The following is a 19,104-nucleotide window of genomic DNA, read 5'->3' on the forward strand; positions in this document are numbered from 1 at the left end:
CTTTTAGCTTTTTAATTGGCTAACTTTAATAAGGTAAATTGTTGAATATCATGGCAACTGAAGTAGTGAAGCGCTTGATTAATGTGGATGAATATTATAAAATGGCTGAAGTTGGAATCCTAAAGGCAGAAGACCCGGTAGAGCTTATTCATGGAGAAATTTTTCAGATGAGTCCGATAGGAAGCAGACATGCAGCAATTGTCGATAGATTAGCCAGAAAATTCAATCAATTTTTGACGGGTCAAATAAATATTCGGATTCAAAACCCCATCAGATTTGATAGAAACAATGAACCTGAGCCAGATATTTCCCTTTTGAAGTACAAAACTGACGATTATGCTTCGTCACATCCCCGACCTTCCGATGTGCATGCCCTTTTTGAAGTGGGGGGTTCTTCCATCAGGTTTGATAGGGAGGTGAAAGCTCCGCTGTACGCTGCACATGGCATTCCGGAATTCTGGATAATTGACCTGGACACCAATCAAATGGAATACTTTTCCAAACCCCAAGGCGATGCTTACACAGAATCCAGGGTTTTTCGGCCTGGCGATGAGGTCAGAATAATGGATAGAAAATTCTCTGTAAAAGAGTTGCTTATTTTGAGCTAAGGAAGCAAACGAGTTCTTACCCAGGACTGAAGAGTCCCCCAACCATGTATAACTTGATTTGAATTAAAACTGGTATTCGAATCTTTTTTGGGGAGGTGGGTTTTGCAAATCTGGAGAATGATGCCAGGCCCGATTTAATAATTGGGTGCGGTTTTTTTAGCCTGTTGTGCTTCAGGCTATTTCTGAATTGAAAGTATTTTTCTGGTTGGAGGGGCTTCCTTCTCTTTACGGAAAGGCTAAAGGATTTCTGAAGGCCTCAATTTATCTGTTGCACAGCCTTTTAAAAATATAATATTTGTGGTTCAAAAATTGCTTGTGTTAAATCAAACTTGAACCATGAAACTTTTCCAATGCAAGCATTGCCTGCAGCCCGCCTATTTTGAGAACACAAAATGCAGCCATTGCAGTACCCTGTTGGGGTTTGATCCCGAAATATTGGATTTGATGGCCCTTTTCGAACAGGGAAGCGGTGCTCCGATGATTGATTCAGCAGGTAATCCTTTTCGTTATTGTCTGAATCGACAGCATGAAGGTTGCAATTGGTTGATTCCAATGGCTTCCGATGACCGCTATTGTAAGGCTTGTGTGCTCAACCAGATCATTCCGGATCTTTCAAATCCAGCCTACAAAAAAAGGTGGCAAACCATAGAAAATGCCAAACACAGGCTCTTGTATGCCATTTTGAGATGGAATCTGCCCTTTAGTTCAAAGGCACTGAACCCTTCGAGTGGTCTGGGATTTGAATTTAAGGCAGCAGAAGAAAATGAACCAGTAATAACAGGACATGCTTCTGGGATCATCACGATGAATATTGCAGAGGCAGATGATGTGGAAAGAGCCATGGCCAAAAAACAAATGGATGAGGTTTACCGCACGGTTTTAGGACATTTCCGCCATGAAATAGGTCATTATTTTTGGGATGTTTTTATTTCCGGATCGGATAATTTGTCTGATTTCAGGGATTTGTTTGGGGATGAAAGGGTCTCCTATCAGCAAGCCCTTGAAAAGCATTATCAGAAATCTGGTTCAAATGGTTGGCAGAAGAATTATATTTCAGCCTATGCAAGTTCTCACCCATGGGAAGATTGGGCGGAAACCTGGGCGCACTACCTCCATATAGTGGATACTTTGGAGACAGCCTATTCATTTGGGTTGAGTTTAGCTCCCAGACTTCCAAAGGATGTTCCCCTTATGTCCGGTTCAATCACCAAAGACGCTTACTGCTGTACTGATTTCGAACAAATAATCGATCAATGGATTCCACTTTCTCTGGCATTAAATAGTTTGAACCGAAGTATGGGACTTCAGGATAGCTATCCCTTTGTGATCAATCCAGAGGTAAAACTAAAATTGGCATTTGTCCACCAGGTCATTCAGGCCTGGTCTCCAGGTTTTAGGTCATCCTGATAATTGCTTTTTTCGGGTAATTATCAATAGTCCCGTGAATTTGGTTTTTATTTTATAAGAAATCCAGCCCAGGTAGGTTCTTTATTTGAAAAAGGGGGGGGGTTCCGAAAGTTAGACTATAAACCCTTTCGGAAAATCTGTAGAATCAGAAACATTTTCGCTAACATAAGTGGTGAAATGATGTGTGTGAAAATTTATATTTCACTTTTCTTAAAATGCTAAAATATAATTTTTAAATTCCCGGATTAATTAATTTTTGATCAATTTAATTATTTTCAAGGAATGAAGCATCTCAAATATTTTTTTCTTTGGTTCAATTTGATTTTGGTCGCTTGTATCCCGCAGGAAGATGGGCCACAGCAACAAATAGACTTTGAATTTAAGGCCATTTCTAATGTGGCTTATGGTGAACATGAGCGGCAGGTGTATGACATTTATTTGCCTGCAAATAGAAATGAAAATACCTCCACCATTTTACTACTCCATGGTGGAGGATGGATGGAAGGAAATAAATCCGATATGAATCCTTTCAAGGACTTTTTGCGGGATCAATTGCCAGGTTATGCCGTGGTGAATATGAACTACAGGTTAGCTGATCAAAACCATTCCCCTTACCCCATGCAGCTTGAGGATATTACTTCGCTGATCAGCCATTTGGAAAGTAACCGGGACGATTACCAGATTGGAGAAAAGTTGGGCTTTGTAGGAGCTAGTGCAGGAGGGCATTTGGCCCTTTTGTGGAGTTATACCCGAGATGTAAATGAGCAAGTGCAAATGGTTTGCAGCATAGTGGGCCCTACAAATCTGCTGGACGAAGCCTACCTGAATACCCAAAACTCAGAACTCAAAGGAATGTTGGATTTGTTTGGTGCGGATGAAGAAATGCTCCGAGCGGCAAGTCCCCTGTTTCAGCTACAGGACAAAGCTCCCCCAACCATCCTTTTTTATGGGGGGAAGGATCCTCTTATCCCTAATAGTCAGGGAATTTCTCTCAAAGAACGGCTGGAAGAACTGCAGGTAATCCATGAATTTCATTTTTATCCCAATGAAGGCCATGGTTGGATTGGGCTTAACCTGCTGGACTCCTCTTTAAAACTTAAGGCATTTATTGAAAAGAACTTTTAAGGAAATAATATCCTTTTCAATTGTTTATCATTGATTAAACGGCCATAACTTTTCCCGATTCCCGGGAGAAGGTCCCATACTTCCCCCTCCCCCCGATAACTATCGGGGCTATCGGAGCATCCCAAAGTATGACGGTGGTTTCAAGCCTGTTTGCATCAAACAGGCTCGATTTTATTTCTCAAAATTCTTATCAGTAACTCAAGCAATCATAACCAAAATCAATTAAGTTTTGCAATTGGGATCTTTCCCGATTGATTTTTACAGGTATAGGTAGTACGTCTCATGAATTAAAGCATTCATTTTATTTAAGAAAAACACAAAAAGATTTTTGCTTGTAAATTTTTTATTCAACTTAAAATGATGGGTGGTGAAAATGATGGTTAAAATCGATTTTGAGATAAATGAATGGTCTCAAAAGTTTTTATTCCCTTTAAATTTTGATAATTTAAAATTTGAAAGGAACCAAAAGCCAACGGATGAGATATTGTTTATTCATTTTTTTATTCTTTTTTAATGCATTAAATACGCTTGGAGGTGAAGATTCTTTGAATAGAAAAGGAAATAACATCCCCTTATACTTGGGGCATGATTACGGTAATGAAAAAAGCACACTTGAACTTCTTCATCAGCCACAACAGGCATTAAACCGGGATACTACCTGGCTTAAAATTGGAGGCGCATTTCGGTTAAATAACCTGTATACACATTATGAAGGCCAGACCTTTCCTCTGGGGACTTTTCTCAGGAATGAATGGACATGGGATACCTGGAGGGTAAATGTGGATGCCTATAGTGAAGGGATTCAACTTTCCTTTGAATACCGCTTTTATCCTACGTTCAATACGCATTTCCTGAAATACGGTTGGCTTGGCTACCGCCTTACCGAAAACACCAACCTAAAATTGGGCATTACCCAAGTTCCTTTTGGCCTATTGCCCTATGCCTCTCACAGTTGGTGGTTTCAATTACCTTATTACCTTGGTCTTGAAGATGATCACCAAATGGGTTTTCACTTATCCCATAAGACAGATAATTGGCGGTTAGACGGTGCTTATTTCTTATTGTCCGAACCCCGGGGAACCAATGAAGCTACCTTCGGGGCATTTTCCACTGCCAGGTATTCCTATGATGTGGTCCCTGTTCCGGGCAATTCCAATATTGAGCGCCATCAGATAAATCTCAGGGCAGCAAAAAATTGGTCAGGCCATGAAACAGGGTTTTCATTTCAATGGCATGAATTGTACAACATACAAAGTACCCATTCAGGATCTCATTGGTCGGCTGCTATTCATCATGATGGAAATTGGGGTCCGTGGAATGTAAAAGCCGAAGCCATCTATTATACCTACAATGATGTAAGGAATGATGCGGGGGAAGTATTGGACGTGGTCCAAATGGGGGCCTATGGTTTTGGAACCTATGATGTGGCCAACAGTGCCGCACTTTATGTCCTGGGCCTGGCCTATGATATACCGCTGGAATGGGGTCCCGTAAGCCACATTCAATTGTATAACGATTATACCTTGATGCAAAAATTTACTTCCGGACCAGTCGGCCCGACTCAAGAATATCAAAAATCGCAACAAAATGTCTTTGGAGCCCTGGTCTCAGCCGGTCAGGTATATGCCTACTTTGATGTGGCAATGGGGTACAACCACCCCTGGCTGACCAATGCTTTCGGTGGAAATGCATTGGGGACCGGTAGGGGGATGGAATACAGGCAACCTGTTTCAGCCCTTAACCCCACTGCCAAAGACCCTGGATGGAACACAAGATTAAATGTAAATATTGGTTATTATTTCTAAAAATAATGTTTGATGAAAAATAAATACTTTGATATCCATGCACCTGTATTTTGGCCATCAGTAGCCTTAATCATTCTCTTTATTACGGTTACATTATGGGTTGGAGAACCCATGGCTTTGGTTTTTACGGACATAAAAACCTTCATTACTGATAAAACCGGATGGCTGTTTATTATAGCAGTCAACACCTTTATCATTTTCTGTTTTTACCTTGGATTCAGCAAATATGGAGCTATTCGCCTGGGAGGTAAGGAGGCCCAACCTGAATTTACTACCGGAGCCTGGTTTGCCATGCTTTTCAGTGCCGGTATGGGCATTGGATTGTTGTTCTGGGGGGTAGCCGAACCTGTTTATCATTATGCAGTCCCACCATATGGTGAGGCCCACACCCTGGAAGCGGCCAAAAGGGCCATGAACCTTACGTTTTTGCACTGGGGTTTTCATGCATGGGCCATATATGCAGTGGTAGGGCTGGCACTGGCTTTCTTTGCTTATAACCGAAAATTACCTCTTACCATTAGATCCGTTTTCTACCCCTTGTTGGGAGAAAGGATGAATGGCTGGATGGGGAATGTCATAGATGTATTGGCTGTTCTGGCCACGCTGTTTGGTTTGGCCACCTCTTTGGGTTTGGGGGTTCAACAAGTCAGTGGAGGCTTGTTCTACCTATTTGGCATACCTAACACCGTGATGGTTCAGGTATTGTTAATAGCTGGCATCACCTTGATAGCCACTATATCCGTCGTTTCTGGAATTGATAAAGGGGTGAAATTTCTAAGTCAATGGAATGTAAGGATCGCCGCCATTTTATTGATTTTTGTTCTGATCGTAGGGCCTACGCTGTTTATTTTCCGAAGTTTTGTTCAAAACATGGGAAATTACCTCACCAGTATTATTGAAGTTTCTACCTGGACGGAAGCTTACCGGGATAATGGATGGCAAGGCGACTGGACGGTTTTTTATTGGGCCTGGTGGATATCCTGGTCTCCCTTTGTAGGGATGTTTATTGCCAGGGTTTCCCGGGGTCGTACCATTCAGGAATTTATCTTTGGGGTATTGCTGGTGCCCACTATACTTACCTTTTTATGGCTTACTGCCCTGGGAGGCTCGGCCATTTTTATTGATATGAAAGAAGGCTTGCTTAGTGGTAATCATGTTTTAGCAGAATCGATTACGGATGATGTATCAATAGCTTTGTTTGTGTTTCTAGAAAAATTTCCATTTAGCGGTATAGGTTCCATTATCGGGATTTTATTGGTAACTAGTTTTTTTTGTTACCTCCTCTGATTCGGGTTCTCTGGTGATAGACAGTATTACAGCAGGAGGCAAACTGGATGCTCCTGTGGGGCAACGGGTTTTCTGGGCAACGACCGAGGGAGCAGTGGCAGCAGTTTTGCTTATAGGTGGAGGATTGACGGCCTTACAGACGGCAGCCATTACCACAGGCTTGCCTTTTTTGGTGATTTTGGTCATCATGTGCTATTCCCTTCAAAAAGGTTTGCAGCAGGAGTACGCCCGGCTGAGTCAGTTTGATAAAGACCTGGACCGCAAATCATACGAAAAAAGATTATCAGATGTGATTATGAAAAAACTGGAAAAACAAAAGAAATCATGAGCAAACTTAAAAAAATTGGGTTGTTTATCGACCTGTCTGATCTGGATAATTTATTATTACAATACATACAGCAATTGGATGAAAAGTTTGATTTTGAGCAGCTGACCCTGATTCATTTTGTGGCCCTGGAAGAAGTATCCAAAGAAATAGGCGACATGTTGCCTTATTTGGACAAATCTCTGGATGAAATCCTGGAAGAGGAGGCCCTGGAAAAAGTGGAAGCTGTCTTCAAAGAAAGGAAAAGTAGCATTAATGTTAAGATCTATTCCGGGGGGCAACTGGATAGTTTGGTGGAATGGGTGGATGCACAGAAATTCGATTTGGTATTACTGGGGAAGAAATCGGTCCATGGTGGAACCGGTATATTTAGCAGTAAAGTGGTTCGGCTTACTTCCTCCAATACGCTTTTTATTCCGGAAACTTCCAAGGCATCTATTCAAAAAATTGTTTTGTCCGTTGATTTTTCGGATTATTCCGAAAGCCTGGCTAAGATGGTTAAAGTATTGTCCGGGCATACGGGGGCAGAAGTTTTGCCCGTACATGTTTTAAAAGTAGGTATGCAATATTTCCCTTATATCCGCAAACCTTCCGAATTCAAGGAAGCTCTGGAAAAGAAAGCTGTTTCAAATTACGCAAAACTCAAGAAGAAAATTGGGTTGACGGAGGATTTGGAAATTATCAAGGGAGAGGAAGTGCCGGTAGCCAGAAGTATTTATGATTATGCCATCCGAAAAGGGGCGGACCTGATCGTATTGGGAAAGAAAGGGAAAACTGATGACGATACCCTGCTGATAGGTTCTGTGGCGGAACGATTGATTGCTGCCGACAAGCACCTTCCGGTTTTGATTGTCAAATAATACCTAGGTTTGCAGAAAAGAATCGTAATTTCGCAAAGTCATAGATATCACTTTTGAAATAACTTATGCAAGCCGATATTAAAATAGCTGTTCTGATTGATGCGGATAATGTTCCTTCTAACCAAATAAAGGAAATGATGGAAGAGGTGGCCAAATATGGCAATCCTACCATTAAGAGAATTTATGGGGACTGGACCAAACCCCAATTGGGCAAATGGAAAAATGTCCTGTTGGAGAATGCCATCAACCCTATTCAGCAATATGGCTATACCTCCGGGAAAAATGCCACCGACTCCGCCATGATCATTGATGCGATGGATATCCTTTATTCAGGAAAAGTAAATGGTTTTTGTTTGGTTTCCAGTGACAGTGATTTTACCAAACTGGCAACAAGGCTCCGTGAAGCAGGTTTGATGGTAATTGGAATGGGTGAAAAAAAGACCCCTGATCCTTTTATTGTGGCTTGTGATAAGTTTATCTATTTGGAAATCCTCCAACAGGCCTCCGATGAATCGGCTGGTAGCAAAGAAAAATCAAGCAAACAACCACAGGTTGATAAAGTCAACCCCAAACTGATCCGTTTGATTGCTTCCACCATATCGGATTTGGCTGATGATGACGGTTGGGCATTTATGGGAGACGTCGGTAACCTTCTGCAGAAAAAGCAACCCAATTTTGATTCAAGGAATTACGGTTTTCAAAAATTAACACCCCTGATCAGTTCTATTAATAAATTTGAAATAGAGCAGCGGGAAAACCAAAAAGGTAAATACAAGTTGATTTACGTAAGGAACAAAAGCTGAGGTTATGCTGCCTCAACCATTTTGGGCAGGGTAAACGAAAATACGGCTCCTTCTCCGGGACTGGATTTGACCCATATCTCACCTCCCAGGCTGGTGATTATTTTTTTAACGATCGCCAGCCCCATGCCAGTACCTTCGAAATCTTTTCGCTGATGTAACCTTTGGAATAGAACGAAAATTTTTTCAAAATAAGCAGGGTCTATTCCTATTCCATTGTCCTCTACCTGGAATAGCCAATCATTTTCTCTTTCTTCCAGGTAAATGTGAATTTTGGGAGGGATGTTGGCTTTGGAATATTTCAATGCATTGCCAATGAGATTTTGAAGCAACAGAAAATAAAAGCTGGAATGACCATGAACAATGGGAAGTGTATCAGCTGTGATTTCTGCTTTTAGCCGTTTTATTTCCGGGCGGAAGGTCAATTTTATTTCCTCAAGAAGTTGATTGAAATCCACGGGTTCGGCTTTCTCGTTTATTTTTTTTACCCGAGAATAGGCCAATAGATCTAAAATGAGTTGTCGCATGCGCTGGGCACCATCCACAGCAAAATTGATATAGGTTTTACCTTTAGCGTCCAGCAGATGCCCATATTTTTTTTCCAATAATTGGAGAAAACCTGTCACCATACGCAATGGTTCCTGCAAATCGTGAGAAGCCACGTAGGTAAAATGTTCCAGCTCATTATTTTTGGTTTCAAGATCAGTCAGGGATTGCTTTAACTTTTCCTTTTGTCTTTTAAGTGCTGTTTCCAGCTGTGATTGTTCTTCAAGGCTTTGACGAAGCCCTTTAAATAACTTTGGAATCAAAATAGAGAACATCGCACTTAAAAAAATCAGGTTTGAAGAAATGGCTATCCAGGATTGGAGGTCAACAGTAGAAGTAAAATAAGATTGCTGAAGATCTTCCTGGTAAATCAACCATCCAAAAAAGATGCAGGTCAATAAATTCAAAATAAAACTAACGAATGCGTATTTATCCGGCAGCACCAGGAGCATGAAAACCGAAACTGAAAGCAAGTATAACAAACCAGGGCCAAAATTTCCTAAAAAATAGATCAGGAAGATTCCCGCCAAATAGGTTATTGCAATAAAAGTCCACTTCCTGATAGACAAAGGTATTCCCGGAATACCCGCTATTCCAATAAAGCCAAGAAAAGCCAGACAGTCAAAAATCAGTAATCCCCAAAGCTCTGAAAGATAGGAAAGGTAAAGACCCGGAATAAGGGCTATGGTGCACAATGGAATAACAAAAATGAGTGCTGAAACGAACAAATAATCTCTCCAATAGCTTAAAGTCCCTGATGGTTGGTGAGGGGTTAAACAGGTTTTTAAAATAAATAGTCGATACTTTTCCAACATGGCAAATTTGGGCTTTTATCCAAAGCGCTCTTTCTTGCATTAAAAACGGCTGAGGCTAAATTCAGTCGAAAAAATGGATCCTTAAACGCTATATTCCATGAAGTAAAATTAAACAATTATAGTTGCTTCTCTTTACCGTTTCGGCCATTTCTTATTGGAATTATTTTTAACTGGTAGGAAGGACATGATGTTTGGCCATCATGCACCCAGTGGGTATCGGTTTTTCCACAAATTCGTTTTGTGAATTACCTATTGGATGATTGTTCAAAGATTATCACATCATGCGACAGCTGAAAGCCATAGGTTGCTAAGGAGCGTTGACCCTTTCGAGCGGCAGAAAAGGCTTTGTTTTGTTTCATTTTTGTATCTTGCAAAAAAGTATTCCTTTGAAAAGTAAAGTTGGAATTTATTCCCTGTTGCTAGCCATTGTTGGTTTTATTTCCCTGGAAACAGCGCTTCACCTGAAATGGTTGGAGGGGCCATTTTGGCGGATACTGACCACCGGATTTGAAGCAGGTACCATTGGCGGGCTGGCTGACTGGTTTGCTGTAAGTGCCCTTTTTTATGAAATTCCCATTCCCTATGTACGGAAGCATACAAATATTATCGTAAAAAACCGGGCAAAGTTGACAGAAGGTATCGTTGAGCTGGTGACCACCAAATGGCTTTCTCCAGAAGTACTTCAGGAAAAGTTAGCCAATATGCAGATTGCCTCAACCCTTTTGCGGTCCCTGGAGACAAGAGAAAATGTGGGTAAGCTACTCGATTTTATCAGGCAAATTTTTCTTCGGTTTGCAGGTGAAATGGACCATCCCAAGTTGCCTGTTCTCCTACAAAAATTTCTAAAGGACAAGCTTCGGCATATTGACCTGGCCAAGCCTCTTGGAAGGTGGCTTCGGGAAGCCATTACCGGCAGGAAACACCATGAATTGATGAGTATGGCACTAAATCAATTCTCACTTTCTATTCAGGAGCCGGAGACCAGAATGCTCGTGTTGAATAAACTAAAGGAGGCATTGGCGGCGTACGCTAACAGGGATTGGGTCAAAAAATCGGCTGTATGGATTGGTCGAAGAACAGGAGGGATAGATCCGGATTTGCTTACCGACCGGATTCTTGATTTGGCACTGGTAATGGTTGAGGAGACCAAGGATGACCCCAACCACCCTTTGCGACTGAAATTGGACCAATACCTACTGGAATTTGCCGACAATCTGGAGAATGGAGAGGAAAAAACCCTGGCCTATGTAGAAAAATTAAAGCAAAATTGGGTGCTGAATGACAAAACCAAAGATATAATTCGGGAAGTTTTGCTGCAAATGAAAGGAAATGTTGCCGATCAACTGGTAAACATTGATACCCCTTTGATGCAGTTTATTCAAAACCAACTGATTCGATTCCTGGAAGATCTGAGAGCTGACAGGGAGAGCAGAATCCAATTGGATCAGTGGATCAGGGCCAGCGTAACCCAGTTGGTCAATAAGTACCATCATGAACTGGGAAATATGGTGAGAAGCAGTCTGGGTAAGCTGGATGACAAAGGCATCATGCTGCAGATTAAAGAAAAAGTGGGAAATGACCTGCAATATATCCGCTTAAACGGGGCGGTTGTAGGCGGTATGGTAGGTATATTGATTGCCACTGTCAGGTGGCTCTTGCTTTAGCATGCTTATTTTTTTCTACAAAAGGGAAAAAGACCAATTTTTTAATTTATAAACAGGACAAAATAAGGTTTATTTTTTAATAAAGGCTGAAAAGCTTATTTTTATCCTGAGTTACTGTTTTATAAACCCTTCACCTTCATTCGGAATGAGTCATAAAACCATTAAAATTTTAGAAGAGCCACCTGCAGCAGTGCTGGAGGAAATCGCTGCCCTGAATCAGGTTTTGGACCTGGAGTTACCATTTAAAAAGCTAGACCATAACATCCTGATCGCTACCTGGAACATCCGTACTTTTGGAGATTTAACAGAAAAATGGGAGGCAGAACCGGCAGATTCTCCCAAAAGGGACCTGCATTCATTGCTGGCCATTGCCCAGATCATTGCAAGATTTGATATTATTGCCATACAGGAAATTAAGGGGAACATAAAGGCTTTCCGGCACATGCTGAAAGTTTTGGGAAATCACTGGAGCTTTATTTTAACAGATGTTTCAGGTGGCAATAAAGGCAATGACGAAAGACTGGGATTTCTGTTTGATACCAGAAAGGTAAAACTTTCCGGACTTGCCTGCGAATTGGTGGTTCCCAATGAAACAATAAATGGCATTAAAGAAGGGGCTTTTTCAAGGCAGTTTGCCAGGACACCCTATGCCGTCGGTTTTAAAGTGGAAGACAAGACGTTTGTATTGGTAAGCATGCATGTTTTGTATGGAAAAGTAATTTCGGATAGAGAAAATGAATTGAAGGCCATTGCGGAATGGATGAAGGACTGGGCCAGCAACATGCAGTCCTTTGACCAGAGTTTAATTTTGCTGGGCGATTTCAATATTGATAGAATGGGGGATCCACGCTATGAGGCTTTTGTTTCTACCGGAATTACAGTCCCTGAAGATCTCTGGCATATCCGAAGAACACTGATCGATAACCAGACCAAATTTTATTCTCAAATTGCCTGGTTTGAAAATCATTTTCATATCCCCCAACTCTCCATAAAATATGTAGCGGGTGGTGTGTTTGATTTTGGTCCCCACTTGTTGAAGACCAGGGCCTTATCACCCTTTCAAATGTCATGGAGAATTTCGGATCATTTGCCATTATGGGCGGAGTTTTCTACCAAAAGCTGATTTTTTAATAAGTTTCGATATATTTACAAAAGACATAATACGGATAAAATGTATTTCAGACTCCTTGTTTTTGCTGTTTTTTCTATCATTTGCTCATGTGGACAAAAGCCAACTGAGCTGCCGGAACCTGTTAGCATCAATCATTTACAATTTATTGGAAGCCACAATAGCTACAAGAAAGCTATTCCCCAGGTCATAATGGATCAAATCAGTTCAGAAAACCCCGGTTTGGCTGCCAGCCTGGATTACAGCCATCCAGGCATTTGGCAGCAACTAGATATGGGCTTGCGTTTGTTAGAATTGGATGTATACCATGATCCGGAAGGTGGAAGATTTAGTAAGCCTTTGGGATTAAAGATGACCGGGGAAGAAATTGATCCGGATTTTGACACCCCCGGATTTAAGGTTTTTCACGTGCAGGATATTGACTACAGAAGTCACCATCCCTTGTTAGAAGATTACCTGAAAGAATTAAAAAGTTGGTCAGACCTACATCCAAACCATCTCCCTGTTTTTATTACCCTGAATGCCAAGGATCAGAATTATCCGGAAAAGGGTCTGACCGAGGCACTTCCTTTTGACAAACAGGCTTTCCAGGCATTGGATCAGGTCATTTTTTATCATCTGGGAAAGGAAAAGTTAATCAGACCAGCAGATGTAACCGGTAGTCAGCCGGACCTGAGGACGGCAATAGCTACAAATGGCTGGCCCGAACTTGAGGATGCCAAAGGTAAGTTTATCTGGATTCTTGATGAAAAAGCGAAGAAGCAGGAAGCATATTTATCCTCACTGGAGGCCCGGGAGGCTGGTGTTTTTTTTGTGACCGTATCCGAAGACCATCCTATGGCAGGGATCTTTATTCTCAATGATCCTGTACGCCAGCAAGCACAGATCAGGGACTTGGTGGAAAAGGGATATTTGGTAAGAACAAGGGCGGATTCCGATACGCAGGAAGCCAGAGCCAATGACACCCAGAGAAGGGATAAAGCATTCGAAAGCGGAGCTCAGCTGATAAGTACGGACTACTACATTCCTGATCAAAGGTGGGATAGCAGGTATCAGGTAGTATTTGAAAAGTCAAGCTATACCAGGATCAATCCTTTCAATACTGGAAAAAATCTTGAAAACTTCACTTTCGACGAAGAAAATGAAGGGGTAATTGGCTTGGACCCTCAGACCTTTTCTTTGGCAGAGGCCCAAATAGATCCATTGGTTCTGGATGTTCGTACGCAGGCAGAAGTAGATGAAGGGATCATTACCGGTGCCAGTCATATTGATTTTCTGCAAGAAGGTTTTCAACAAAAAATAGAAGAACTTGATCTTAACAAAGAGAGACCCGTTTTGGTGTATTGCAAGGTAGGAGGTAGAAGTGCCAAAGCAGCCGAACAGCTGATGGATGCCGGGTTTAAAAATGTTTACCATCTTGAAGGGGGAATCGATCTTTGGAAATCTGAGGGTTTTCCGGTAGTTCCCTGATTGAATTGGAGGATTATCAGGTCTAAAATAGAAATTAAATTGATCCTGGCCGAGGCAGATAGAGCTGGCTGAAAGGTCACAGGTGGGTATAATTGTGCATGATGCGAGTTTTTATCTCACCGCATAAAAATATACAAAAATGAAATCGAGCATGACGTAGCCGTCACATACTGGGAGGACTAACAACCATGCGAGATTCTCCCGATTAAGGATCGGGGCAGGCTATGTGGCCATTAAAGAACAAATTGTAGACACATGAAATCGAGCAGGACGAGTACGTCACACAGTGGGATGATTATCATTGCGAGATTCCATCTGACCGCTAAAAATCAAATTATAAACAGATGAAATTAAAGATAGTTGAAGAAGACCCCTGGTTGGAAGATTACAAGGAAGAAATATATCAAAGGTGGGTAAGGTTTCAATTGGCCAGAGAGGAGTTGGTGAATGTGGACGGAAGTCTTTCCGCATTTGCCAGTGGCCATGAGTATTTTGGAATTAATTTCGATCCCCATCGACACGGTTGGGTTTACCGGGAATGGGCACCGGAGGCCGATGCCTTGTTTTTAATCGGAGAGTTCAATGAGTGGGACCGGTCTTCACATCCACTGGAAAGAAACCAATGGGGGGGTTGGGAGATTTTTCTGCCTTTTGAATCCTATAAGGATCGTTTTGTTCATCAAAGCCTGATCAAAGTTCATGTGCAGGGAGGAGGTACTGCCCGGGACCGTATTCCGGCCTATATCAGGCGGGTTGTTCAGGATGAGGCCAATAAGGACTTTTCAGGGCAACTCTGGTTTCCTGACCGGCCGTTTGAATGGACCGATCATGATTTTTTTATGCGTTATCAGAAAGAGGGACCACTTATTTATGAGTGCCATGTAGGCATGGGGCAGGAAGAGGAAGCCGTTGGAACCTATCTGGATTTTGCCGATAAAATTTTGCCCCGGATAAAAAAACTGGGATACAATGCTATTCAGTTGATGGCAATAATGGAGCATCCCTATTACGGTTCATTTGGATACCATGTATCCAATTTTTTCTGTCCTTCAAGCAGGTTTGGTACGCCCGAAGAGTTAAAGTACCTGGTCAATAAAGCCCATGATATGGGCCTGGCCGTAATCATGGATGTGGTACATTCCCATGCAGTTCAGAATGTTTCCGAAGGACTCAACGAATTTGACGGTTCGGACCACCACTATTTTCACTCCGGCCCCAGGGGCTATCACGAAGTATGGGACTCCAAATTATTTGATTATGGCAAATGGGAGGTTAAGCGGTTTTTGCTCTCAAATCTAAAATACTGGTTGGAAGAATTTCATTTTGATGGTTTTCGATTTGACGGGGTTACTTCCATGCTGTATTTCCACCATGGATTAATCACCTTTGACCATTTTGAGAAGTATTTCCATAAAGATGTGGATTGGGATGCCATCATATATTTGCAACTCGCCAATGCGCTTATTCATGAGGTTAAACCCGGAGCCATCTCCATTGCAGAGGAAGTCAGTGGCATGCCTGGATTGTGCAGGAATCCGGAAGAAGGAGGAGTTGGGTTTGATTACCGCATGGCCATGGGCATTCCGGATTTCTATATCAAGACTTTAAAAGAAAAGCAGGATGAGGAATGGGATGTTTTGGAATTCTGGAAGGAATTGAGTGACCGCAGGTATAAAGAAAAAACCATTGCCTACGCAGAATCACACGATCAGGCACTGGTGGGTGATAAATCCATTGCTTTCTGGCTGATGGATAAGGAAATGTATTTTCACATGCAGGTTGAAGATGATAACATCATCATTGACCGGGGGCTAGCCTTGCATAAGCTCTTCCGGATCTTTACCAGTAGTCTGGGGGGTGAAGGATATCTCAATTTTATGGGAAATGAATTTGGACACCCCGAGTGGGTTGATTTTCCCAGAGAAGGCAATAACTGGAGTTTTCAATACGCACGCAGGCAATGGAGCCTGGCTAAAGACCCAAAACTCAAATACAGATTTTTGGAAAACTGGGATAAGGCCATGGTTCACATGTTAAAGAAGCATCGCATCCTTCCCAGCCCTTTCGCTGAGCAACTCCACGCTGATCCCAAAAACAAGGTATTGATATATCGGAGAAACGAGCTGTTATTTGCGGTTTCTTTTAATCCCCAGGATTCCATTCCCGATTACAAGTTCAGAGCACCTGCGATGGATCAATACAGGCTAATTTTGAATTCTGATGATCCTCAATTTGGCGGATTTGGAAGAATTGATGGTAAAATGACTTACTTTACCGACCAAAATCAGATGCTCAGCATTTATATGACCAACAGGACTGCCTTGGTTTTTGAGAGAATCGATTGATTTCCAATTTTTATTTGGCGAAAATACAAAATATTGGAAAATTAAGAAATAAGTATTGGTCTTGCATCTTTTTTACCTAATATTGTGACCAGATTGTAGAAAGTTAGCCTATGGCAATGAATATTGTGATTGCGGGAGCAGGAGATATGGGGTACCACCTGGCGGAACAGCTTTGTTACGAAAACAAGAACATCATTTTGATCGATTTGGACAAAGATGTTCTGGACAATATTGGGTCCCGACTAGATGTACTGACTATTGAGGGGGACTCTGCTTCCATAGATATCCTGAAGAAGGCCAATATCCATAATGCTGAACTCATGCTGGCGGTCACTACCTCTGAAAAGACGAACATTTGTTCGGCCATTTTGGCCAAACAATTGGGTGCAAGGAAGGTAATCGCCAGGGTTCGAAACCACGATTATTTATATCCTGAAAATAAAATATACTTCGAAAACCTGGGCATAGATTCCATTATTTCTCCATCTATGCTGTGCAGCAAGGAAATTTCGCGTTTGATAAAACGCTCTACTTTTTCTGATGTTATCGAATTTGAAGGGGGTAAATTGAGCGTGGTGGGAATAACCCTGGAATACAATTCACCATTGGTGAACAAAAAGCTGTCGGATGCTGCTACTGATCCTATATTTAAAGATATTCGTATCATTGCCATCGTACGGGACCACAGGACCCTCATTCCAAGGGGGGATACCTATATCCGAAATAATGACCATGTCTTTTTCATATCCAATAACAAGTCTGTAGATACTGTAAAAGATTTGGTGAGGCATAAGGAGAAAGACATACATAGCCTGATGCTGATCGGGGGGGATGATCTGGCCTATTCTACAGCGACAGAATTGGAACATGATTATGGTATAACCCTTATCCACAATGATAAAGAACGCTGTAAATGGCTGGCTGAAAGGTTGGATGCTACCCTGGTAATTCATGGGGATTACAAAAACATCAATCTACTGATAGAGGAGGGATTGGAAACCATGGACGGATTTTTGGCTTTGACCAATAGCTCGGAAACAAATATTATTACCAGTCTGAGTGCCAAAAACCATGGTGTATATAAAACCATAGCCCATGTGGATACCCGGGAATATATCCATATTTCGCATAGCATAGGGGTGGATTCCCTGATCAATAAAAAACTGGTGGCGGCCAATCACGTAAGCCGCTACCTGACCAAAGGAAAGGTAGAAGCTGTGTCGGGGATTCATGGTGTGGAAGCAGAATTTGTACAATATCTGGTAACGAAAAATAACCGATTGACCAAGAAAAACCTTAAAGCCCTTCATTTCCCAAATTCAGCTATAGTTGCGGGTGTAATCCGGGGGGAGGAAGTGTTTATTCCTGATGGGGAATTCCAGTTAAAGCTAAATGATAAAGCCATTGTTTTGGCCCTCCCTGAAGCCAAGCCCGTTTTGGAAAAACTATTTAATTGACCATGATCCATTACAAGGCTATTCTAAAAGTAATGGGAGGGCTGATGATGCTCCTTGGAGTCCTGATGTCCCCGAGTATTGCATTTTCTTATTATTACCGAAGCGGTGACCAGATGACGCTAATTGGTTCCTCGTTGATTTGTCTCGTTGTAGGGGGGACATTTTTTTATTCCTTTGCCAAGCAGGATCAAAATATCAGAAAGCGGGAGGGTTACATGATCGTGGCCATGAGTTGGATCATTATGTCTGTCTTTGGGATGATGCCATATATTTTTAGTGGGAGTATTACCGCAGTGGCTGATGCTATTTTTGAGACCGTATCAGGATTTACCACCACTGGTGCAACTATTTTAACTGATATTGAGCAACTTCCGGAAGGAATTCTATTGTGGCGGAGTATGACCCAATGGATAGGAGGCCTGGGAATCATTGTTTTAACGGTGGCGATTTTCCCTCTTTTGGGAATTGGGGGGATTGAGCTGTTTGTTGCTGAATCACCAGGTCCTACGTCTGATAAAGTTCATCCCCGGATTAGGGAAACGGCCAAGCGGCTCTGGTACATATATGTAGGATTGACGGTTATCCTGGTGGTATTGTATTACCTGGAAGGGATGTCGTTTTTTGATGCCATGAATCATGCGCTGACCACCATGTCAACAGGGGGATTTTCTACCAAAAATGCAAGCATGGCGTATTTTGATAATCCCCTAATCCAATATACAGCCATCCTTTTTATGTTTCTGGCAGGCACGAATTTTACGCTTCTCTATTTTGCCTTTAAAGGCAGGTTTAAGAGGATTTGGGCCAGTGATGAATTTAGAGCTTATTTGATATCACTATTGGCTTTAATTATTGGTATTGCGATGGCCATTTATTATTTGGTACCAGGCAATCCGGAGAAGATCTTAAGGGAAGCCATGTTTCAGGTAGTTTCCCTGATAACTACTACAGGTTATGTTACGGCAGATTATACAGCTTACAGCAATGGTTTGACGGTCATTTTTTTTATGATGCTTTTTATTGGTGCCTGCGCCGGTTCTACAAGTGGAGGGATCAAGTTTATCAGGCACCTGACTTTTGTAAAAAACTCCACCCTGGAATTCAAGCGCATTGTGCATCCCCGGGCCGTGGTGCCATTAAAAATCAATGGAGAGCGGGTCACTGGAAAAGTCATAACCCATATCATGAATTTTTTATTACTGTACCTCATGATATTTGTTTTGGGATCTATTGTGATGTCAATTGCCGGTTATGATCTCATTACTTCCTTTGGTGCTGTGGCTACTTCTTTAGGAAATGTGGGGCCGGCCATTGGACGTGTGGGTCCAGTGGATAATTTTGCCTTTTTTTCTCCCTTTGCGAAATTATTTCTCAGTTTTTTGATGTTATTGGGAAGACTGGAGCTTTTTACCATTTTGGTATTGTTTACTCCCTATTTTTGGCGTGCCAACTAAAATACAT

The 19,104-nt window shown here is 41.9% G+C and carries 15 protein-coding genes; 14 read left to right on the top strand and 1 reads right to left on the bottom strand.

Translation table 11 applies throughout. The features are described 5' to 3' along the window. The first annotated feature begins 50 nt into the window (after positions 1 to 50). The 8 genes from G9Q97_RS22565 (at position 51) to G9Q97_RS22595 (ending at position 8,220) form a co-directional block, all read left to right on the top strand. Positions 51 to 608, top strand: coding sequence for a Uma2 family endonuclease (locus tag G9Q97_RS22565; protein WP_166151186.1), 558 nt, complete (start codon positions 51 to 53; stop codon positions 606 to 608). Positions 609 to 944: 336 nt separating this feature from the next. Then, positions 945 to 2,015, top strand: a complete 1,071-nt coding sequence (locus G9Q97_RS22570; RefSeq protein ID WP_166151187.1) for a zinc-binding metallopeptidase family protein — start codon at positions 945 to 947, stop codon at positions 2,013 to 2,015. Positions 2,016 to 2,297: 282 nt separating this feature from the next. Further along, positions 2,298 to 3,140 (top strand): alpha/beta hydrolase, encoded by an 843-nt coding sequence (locus G9Q97_RS22575; RefSeq protein WP_166151189.1) that lies wholly within the window; start codon positions 2,298 to 2,300, stop codon positions 3,138 to 3,140. A 476-nt stretch (positions 3,141 to 3,616) separates the two neighbouring features. Then, positions 3,617 to 4,945: a hypothetical protein gene (locus G9Q97_RS22580; protein ID WP_166151191.1), complete on the top strand. Its 1,329-nt coding sequence runs from the start codon at positions 3,617 to 3,619 to the stop codon at positions 4,943 to 4,945. 12 nt (positions 4,946 to 4,957) lie between these two features. Then, the gene (locus G9Q97_RS22585) at positions 4,958 to 6,232 is read left to right on the top strand and encodes a BCCT family transporter (RefSeq protein WP_317168803.1); all 1,275 of its coding nucleotides are present in this window, start codon (positions 4,958 to 4,960) and stop codon (positions 6,230 to 6,232) included. A gap of 13 nt (positions 6,233 to 6,245) precedes the next feature. Next, positions 6,246 to 6,560 (top strand): BCCT family transporter, encoded by a 315-nt coding sequence (locus G9Q97_RS25330; protein WP_317168804.1) that lies wholly within the window; start codon positions 6,246 to 6,248, stop codon positions 6,558 to 6,560. Beyond that, complete coding sequence (locus G9Q97_RS22590) at positions 6,557 to 7,417, top strand: universal stress protein (RefSeq protein WP_166151192.1); 861 nt, start codon at positions 6,557 to 6,559, stop codon at positions 7,415 to 7,417. Before G9Q97_RS25330 ends, G9Q97_RS22590 begins: the two co-directional genes overlap by 4 nt. Positions 7,418 to 7,482: 65 nt before the next feature. Beyond that, positions 7,483 to 8,220, top strand: a complete 738-nt coding sequence (locus G9Q97_RS22595; RefSeq protein WP_166151194.1) for an NYN domain-containing protein — start codon at positions 7,483 to 7,485, stop codon at positions 8,218 to 8,220. Between the two features lie 2 nt (positions 8,221 to 8,222). Here the strand turns inward: G9Q97_RS22595 and G9Q97_RS22600 are convergent, their stop codons facing one another. Then, complete coding sequence (locus G9Q97_RS22600) at positions 8,223 to 9,578, bottom strand: sensor histidine kinase (protein WP_166151196.1); 1,356 nt, start codon at positions 9,576 to 9,578, stop codon at positions 8,223 to 8,225. 386 nt (positions 9,579 to 9,964) lie between these two features. On the opposite strand from G9Q97_RS22600, the gene G9Q97_RS22605 reads away from it, so the two are divergent. The 6 genes from G9Q97_RS22605 (at position 9,965) to G9Q97_RS22630 (ending at position 19,097) form a co-directional block, all read left to right on the top strand. After that, positions 9,965 to 11,242, top strand: coding sequence for a DUF445 domain-containing protein (locus tag G9Q97_RS22605; protein ID WP_166151197.1), 1,278 nt, complete (start codon positions 9,965 to 9,967; stop codon positions 11,240 to 11,242). A gap of 145 nt (positions 11,243 to 11,387) precedes the next feature. Beyond that, complete coding sequence (locus tag G9Q97_RS22610; RefSeq protein WP_166151199.1) at positions 11,388 to 12,365, top strand: endonuclease/exonuclease/phosphatase family protein; 978 nt, start codon at positions 11,388 to 11,390, stop codon at positions 12,363 to 12,365. A 48-nt stretch (positions 12,366 to 12,413) separates the two neighbouring features. Continuing rightward, on the top strand, positions 12,414 to 13,841 hold the full coding sequence (locus G9Q97_RS22615; RefSeq protein WP_166151201.1) for a Ca2+-dependent phosphoinositide-specific phospholipase C: 1,428 nt from the start codon (positions 12,414 to 12,416) through the stop codon (positions 13,839 to 13,841). Positions 13,842 to 14,185: 344 nt separating this feature from the next. After that, a complete protein-coding gene (locus G9Q97_RS22620; protein ID WP_166151202.1) occupies positions 14,186 to 16,186 on the top strand; it encodes an alpha-amylase family glycosyl hydrolase in 2,001 nt (666 codons plus the stop codon). A gap of 110 nt (positions 16,187 to 16,296) precedes the next feature. Then, complete coding sequence (trkA, locus tag G9Q97_RS22625; RefSeq protein WP_166151203.1) at positions 16,297 to 17,643, top strand: Trk system potassium transporter TrkA; 1,347 nt, start codon at positions 16,297 to 16,299, stop codon at positions 17,641 to 17,643. 2 nt (positions 17,644 to 17,645) lie between these two features. After that, positions 17,646 to 19,097 (top strand): TrkH family potassium uptake protein, encoded by a 1,452-nt coding sequence (locus tag G9Q97_RS22630; protein ID WP_166151204.1) that lies wholly within the window; start codon positions 17,646 to 17,648, stop codon positions 19,095 to 19,097. The last annotated feature ends 7 nt before the right edge of the window (positions 19,098 to 19,104 follow it).

This window comes from Cyclobacterium plantarum (assembly GCF_011290685.1).
In the GTDB taxonomy this organism is placed as follows: domain Bacteria; phylum Bacteroidota; class Bacteroidia; order Cytophagales; family Cyclobacteriaceae; genus Cyclobacterium; species Cyclobacterium plantarum.

Coding starts and splice junctions, on each gene's coding strand:
- G9Q97_RS22585 (WP_317168803.1), top strand. CDS start 4,958: ATGAAAAATAAATACTTTGATATCCATGCACCTGTATTTTGGCCATCA.
- G9Q97_RS22590 (WP_166151192.1), top strand. CDS start 6,557: ATGAGCAAACTTAAAAAAATTGGGTTGTTTATCGACCTGTCTGATCTG.
- G9Q97_RS22610 (WP_166151199.1), top strand. CDS start 11,388: ATGAGTCATAAAACCATTAAAATTTTAGAAGAGCCACCTGCAGCAGTG.
- G9Q97_RS22615 (WP_166151201.1), top strand. CDS start 12,414: ATGTATTTCAGACTCCTTGTTTTTGCTGTTTTTTCTATCATTTGCTCA.
- G9Q97_RS22620 (WP_166151202.1), top strand. CDS start 14,186: ATGAAATTAAAGATAGTTGAAGAAGACCCCTGGTTGGAAGATTACAAG.
- G9Q97_RS22630 (WP_166151204.1), top strand. CDS start 17,646: ATGATCCATTACAAGGCTATTCTAAAAGTAATGGGAGGGCTGATGATG.
- trkA (WP_166151203.1), top strand. CDS start 16,297: ATGGCAATGAATATTGTGATTGCGGGAGCAGGAGATATGGGGTACCAC.
- G9Q97_RS22595 (WP_166151194.1), top strand. CDS start 7,483: ATGCAAGCCGATATTAAAATAGCTGTTCTGATTGATGCGGATAATGTT.
- G9Q97_RS22575 (WP_166151189.1), top strand. CDS start 2,298: ATGAAGCATCTCAAATATTTTTTTCTTTGGTTCAATTTGATTTTGGTC.
- G9Q97_RS22565 (WP_166151186.1), top strand. CDS start 51: ATGGCAACTGAAGTAGTGAAGCGCTTGATTAATGTGGATGAATATTAT.
- G9Q97_RS22570 (WP_166151187.1), top strand. CDS start 945: ATGAAACTTTTCCAATGCAAGCATTGCCTGCAGCCCGCCTATTTTGAG.
- G9Q97_RS22600 (WP_166151196.1), bottom strand. CDS start 9,578: ATGTTGGAAAAGTATCGACTATTTATTTTAAAAACCTGTTTAACCCCT.
- G9Q97_RS22580 (WP_166151191.1), top strand. CDS start 3,617: ATGAGATATTGTTTATTCATTTTTTTATTCTTTTTTAATGCATTAAAT.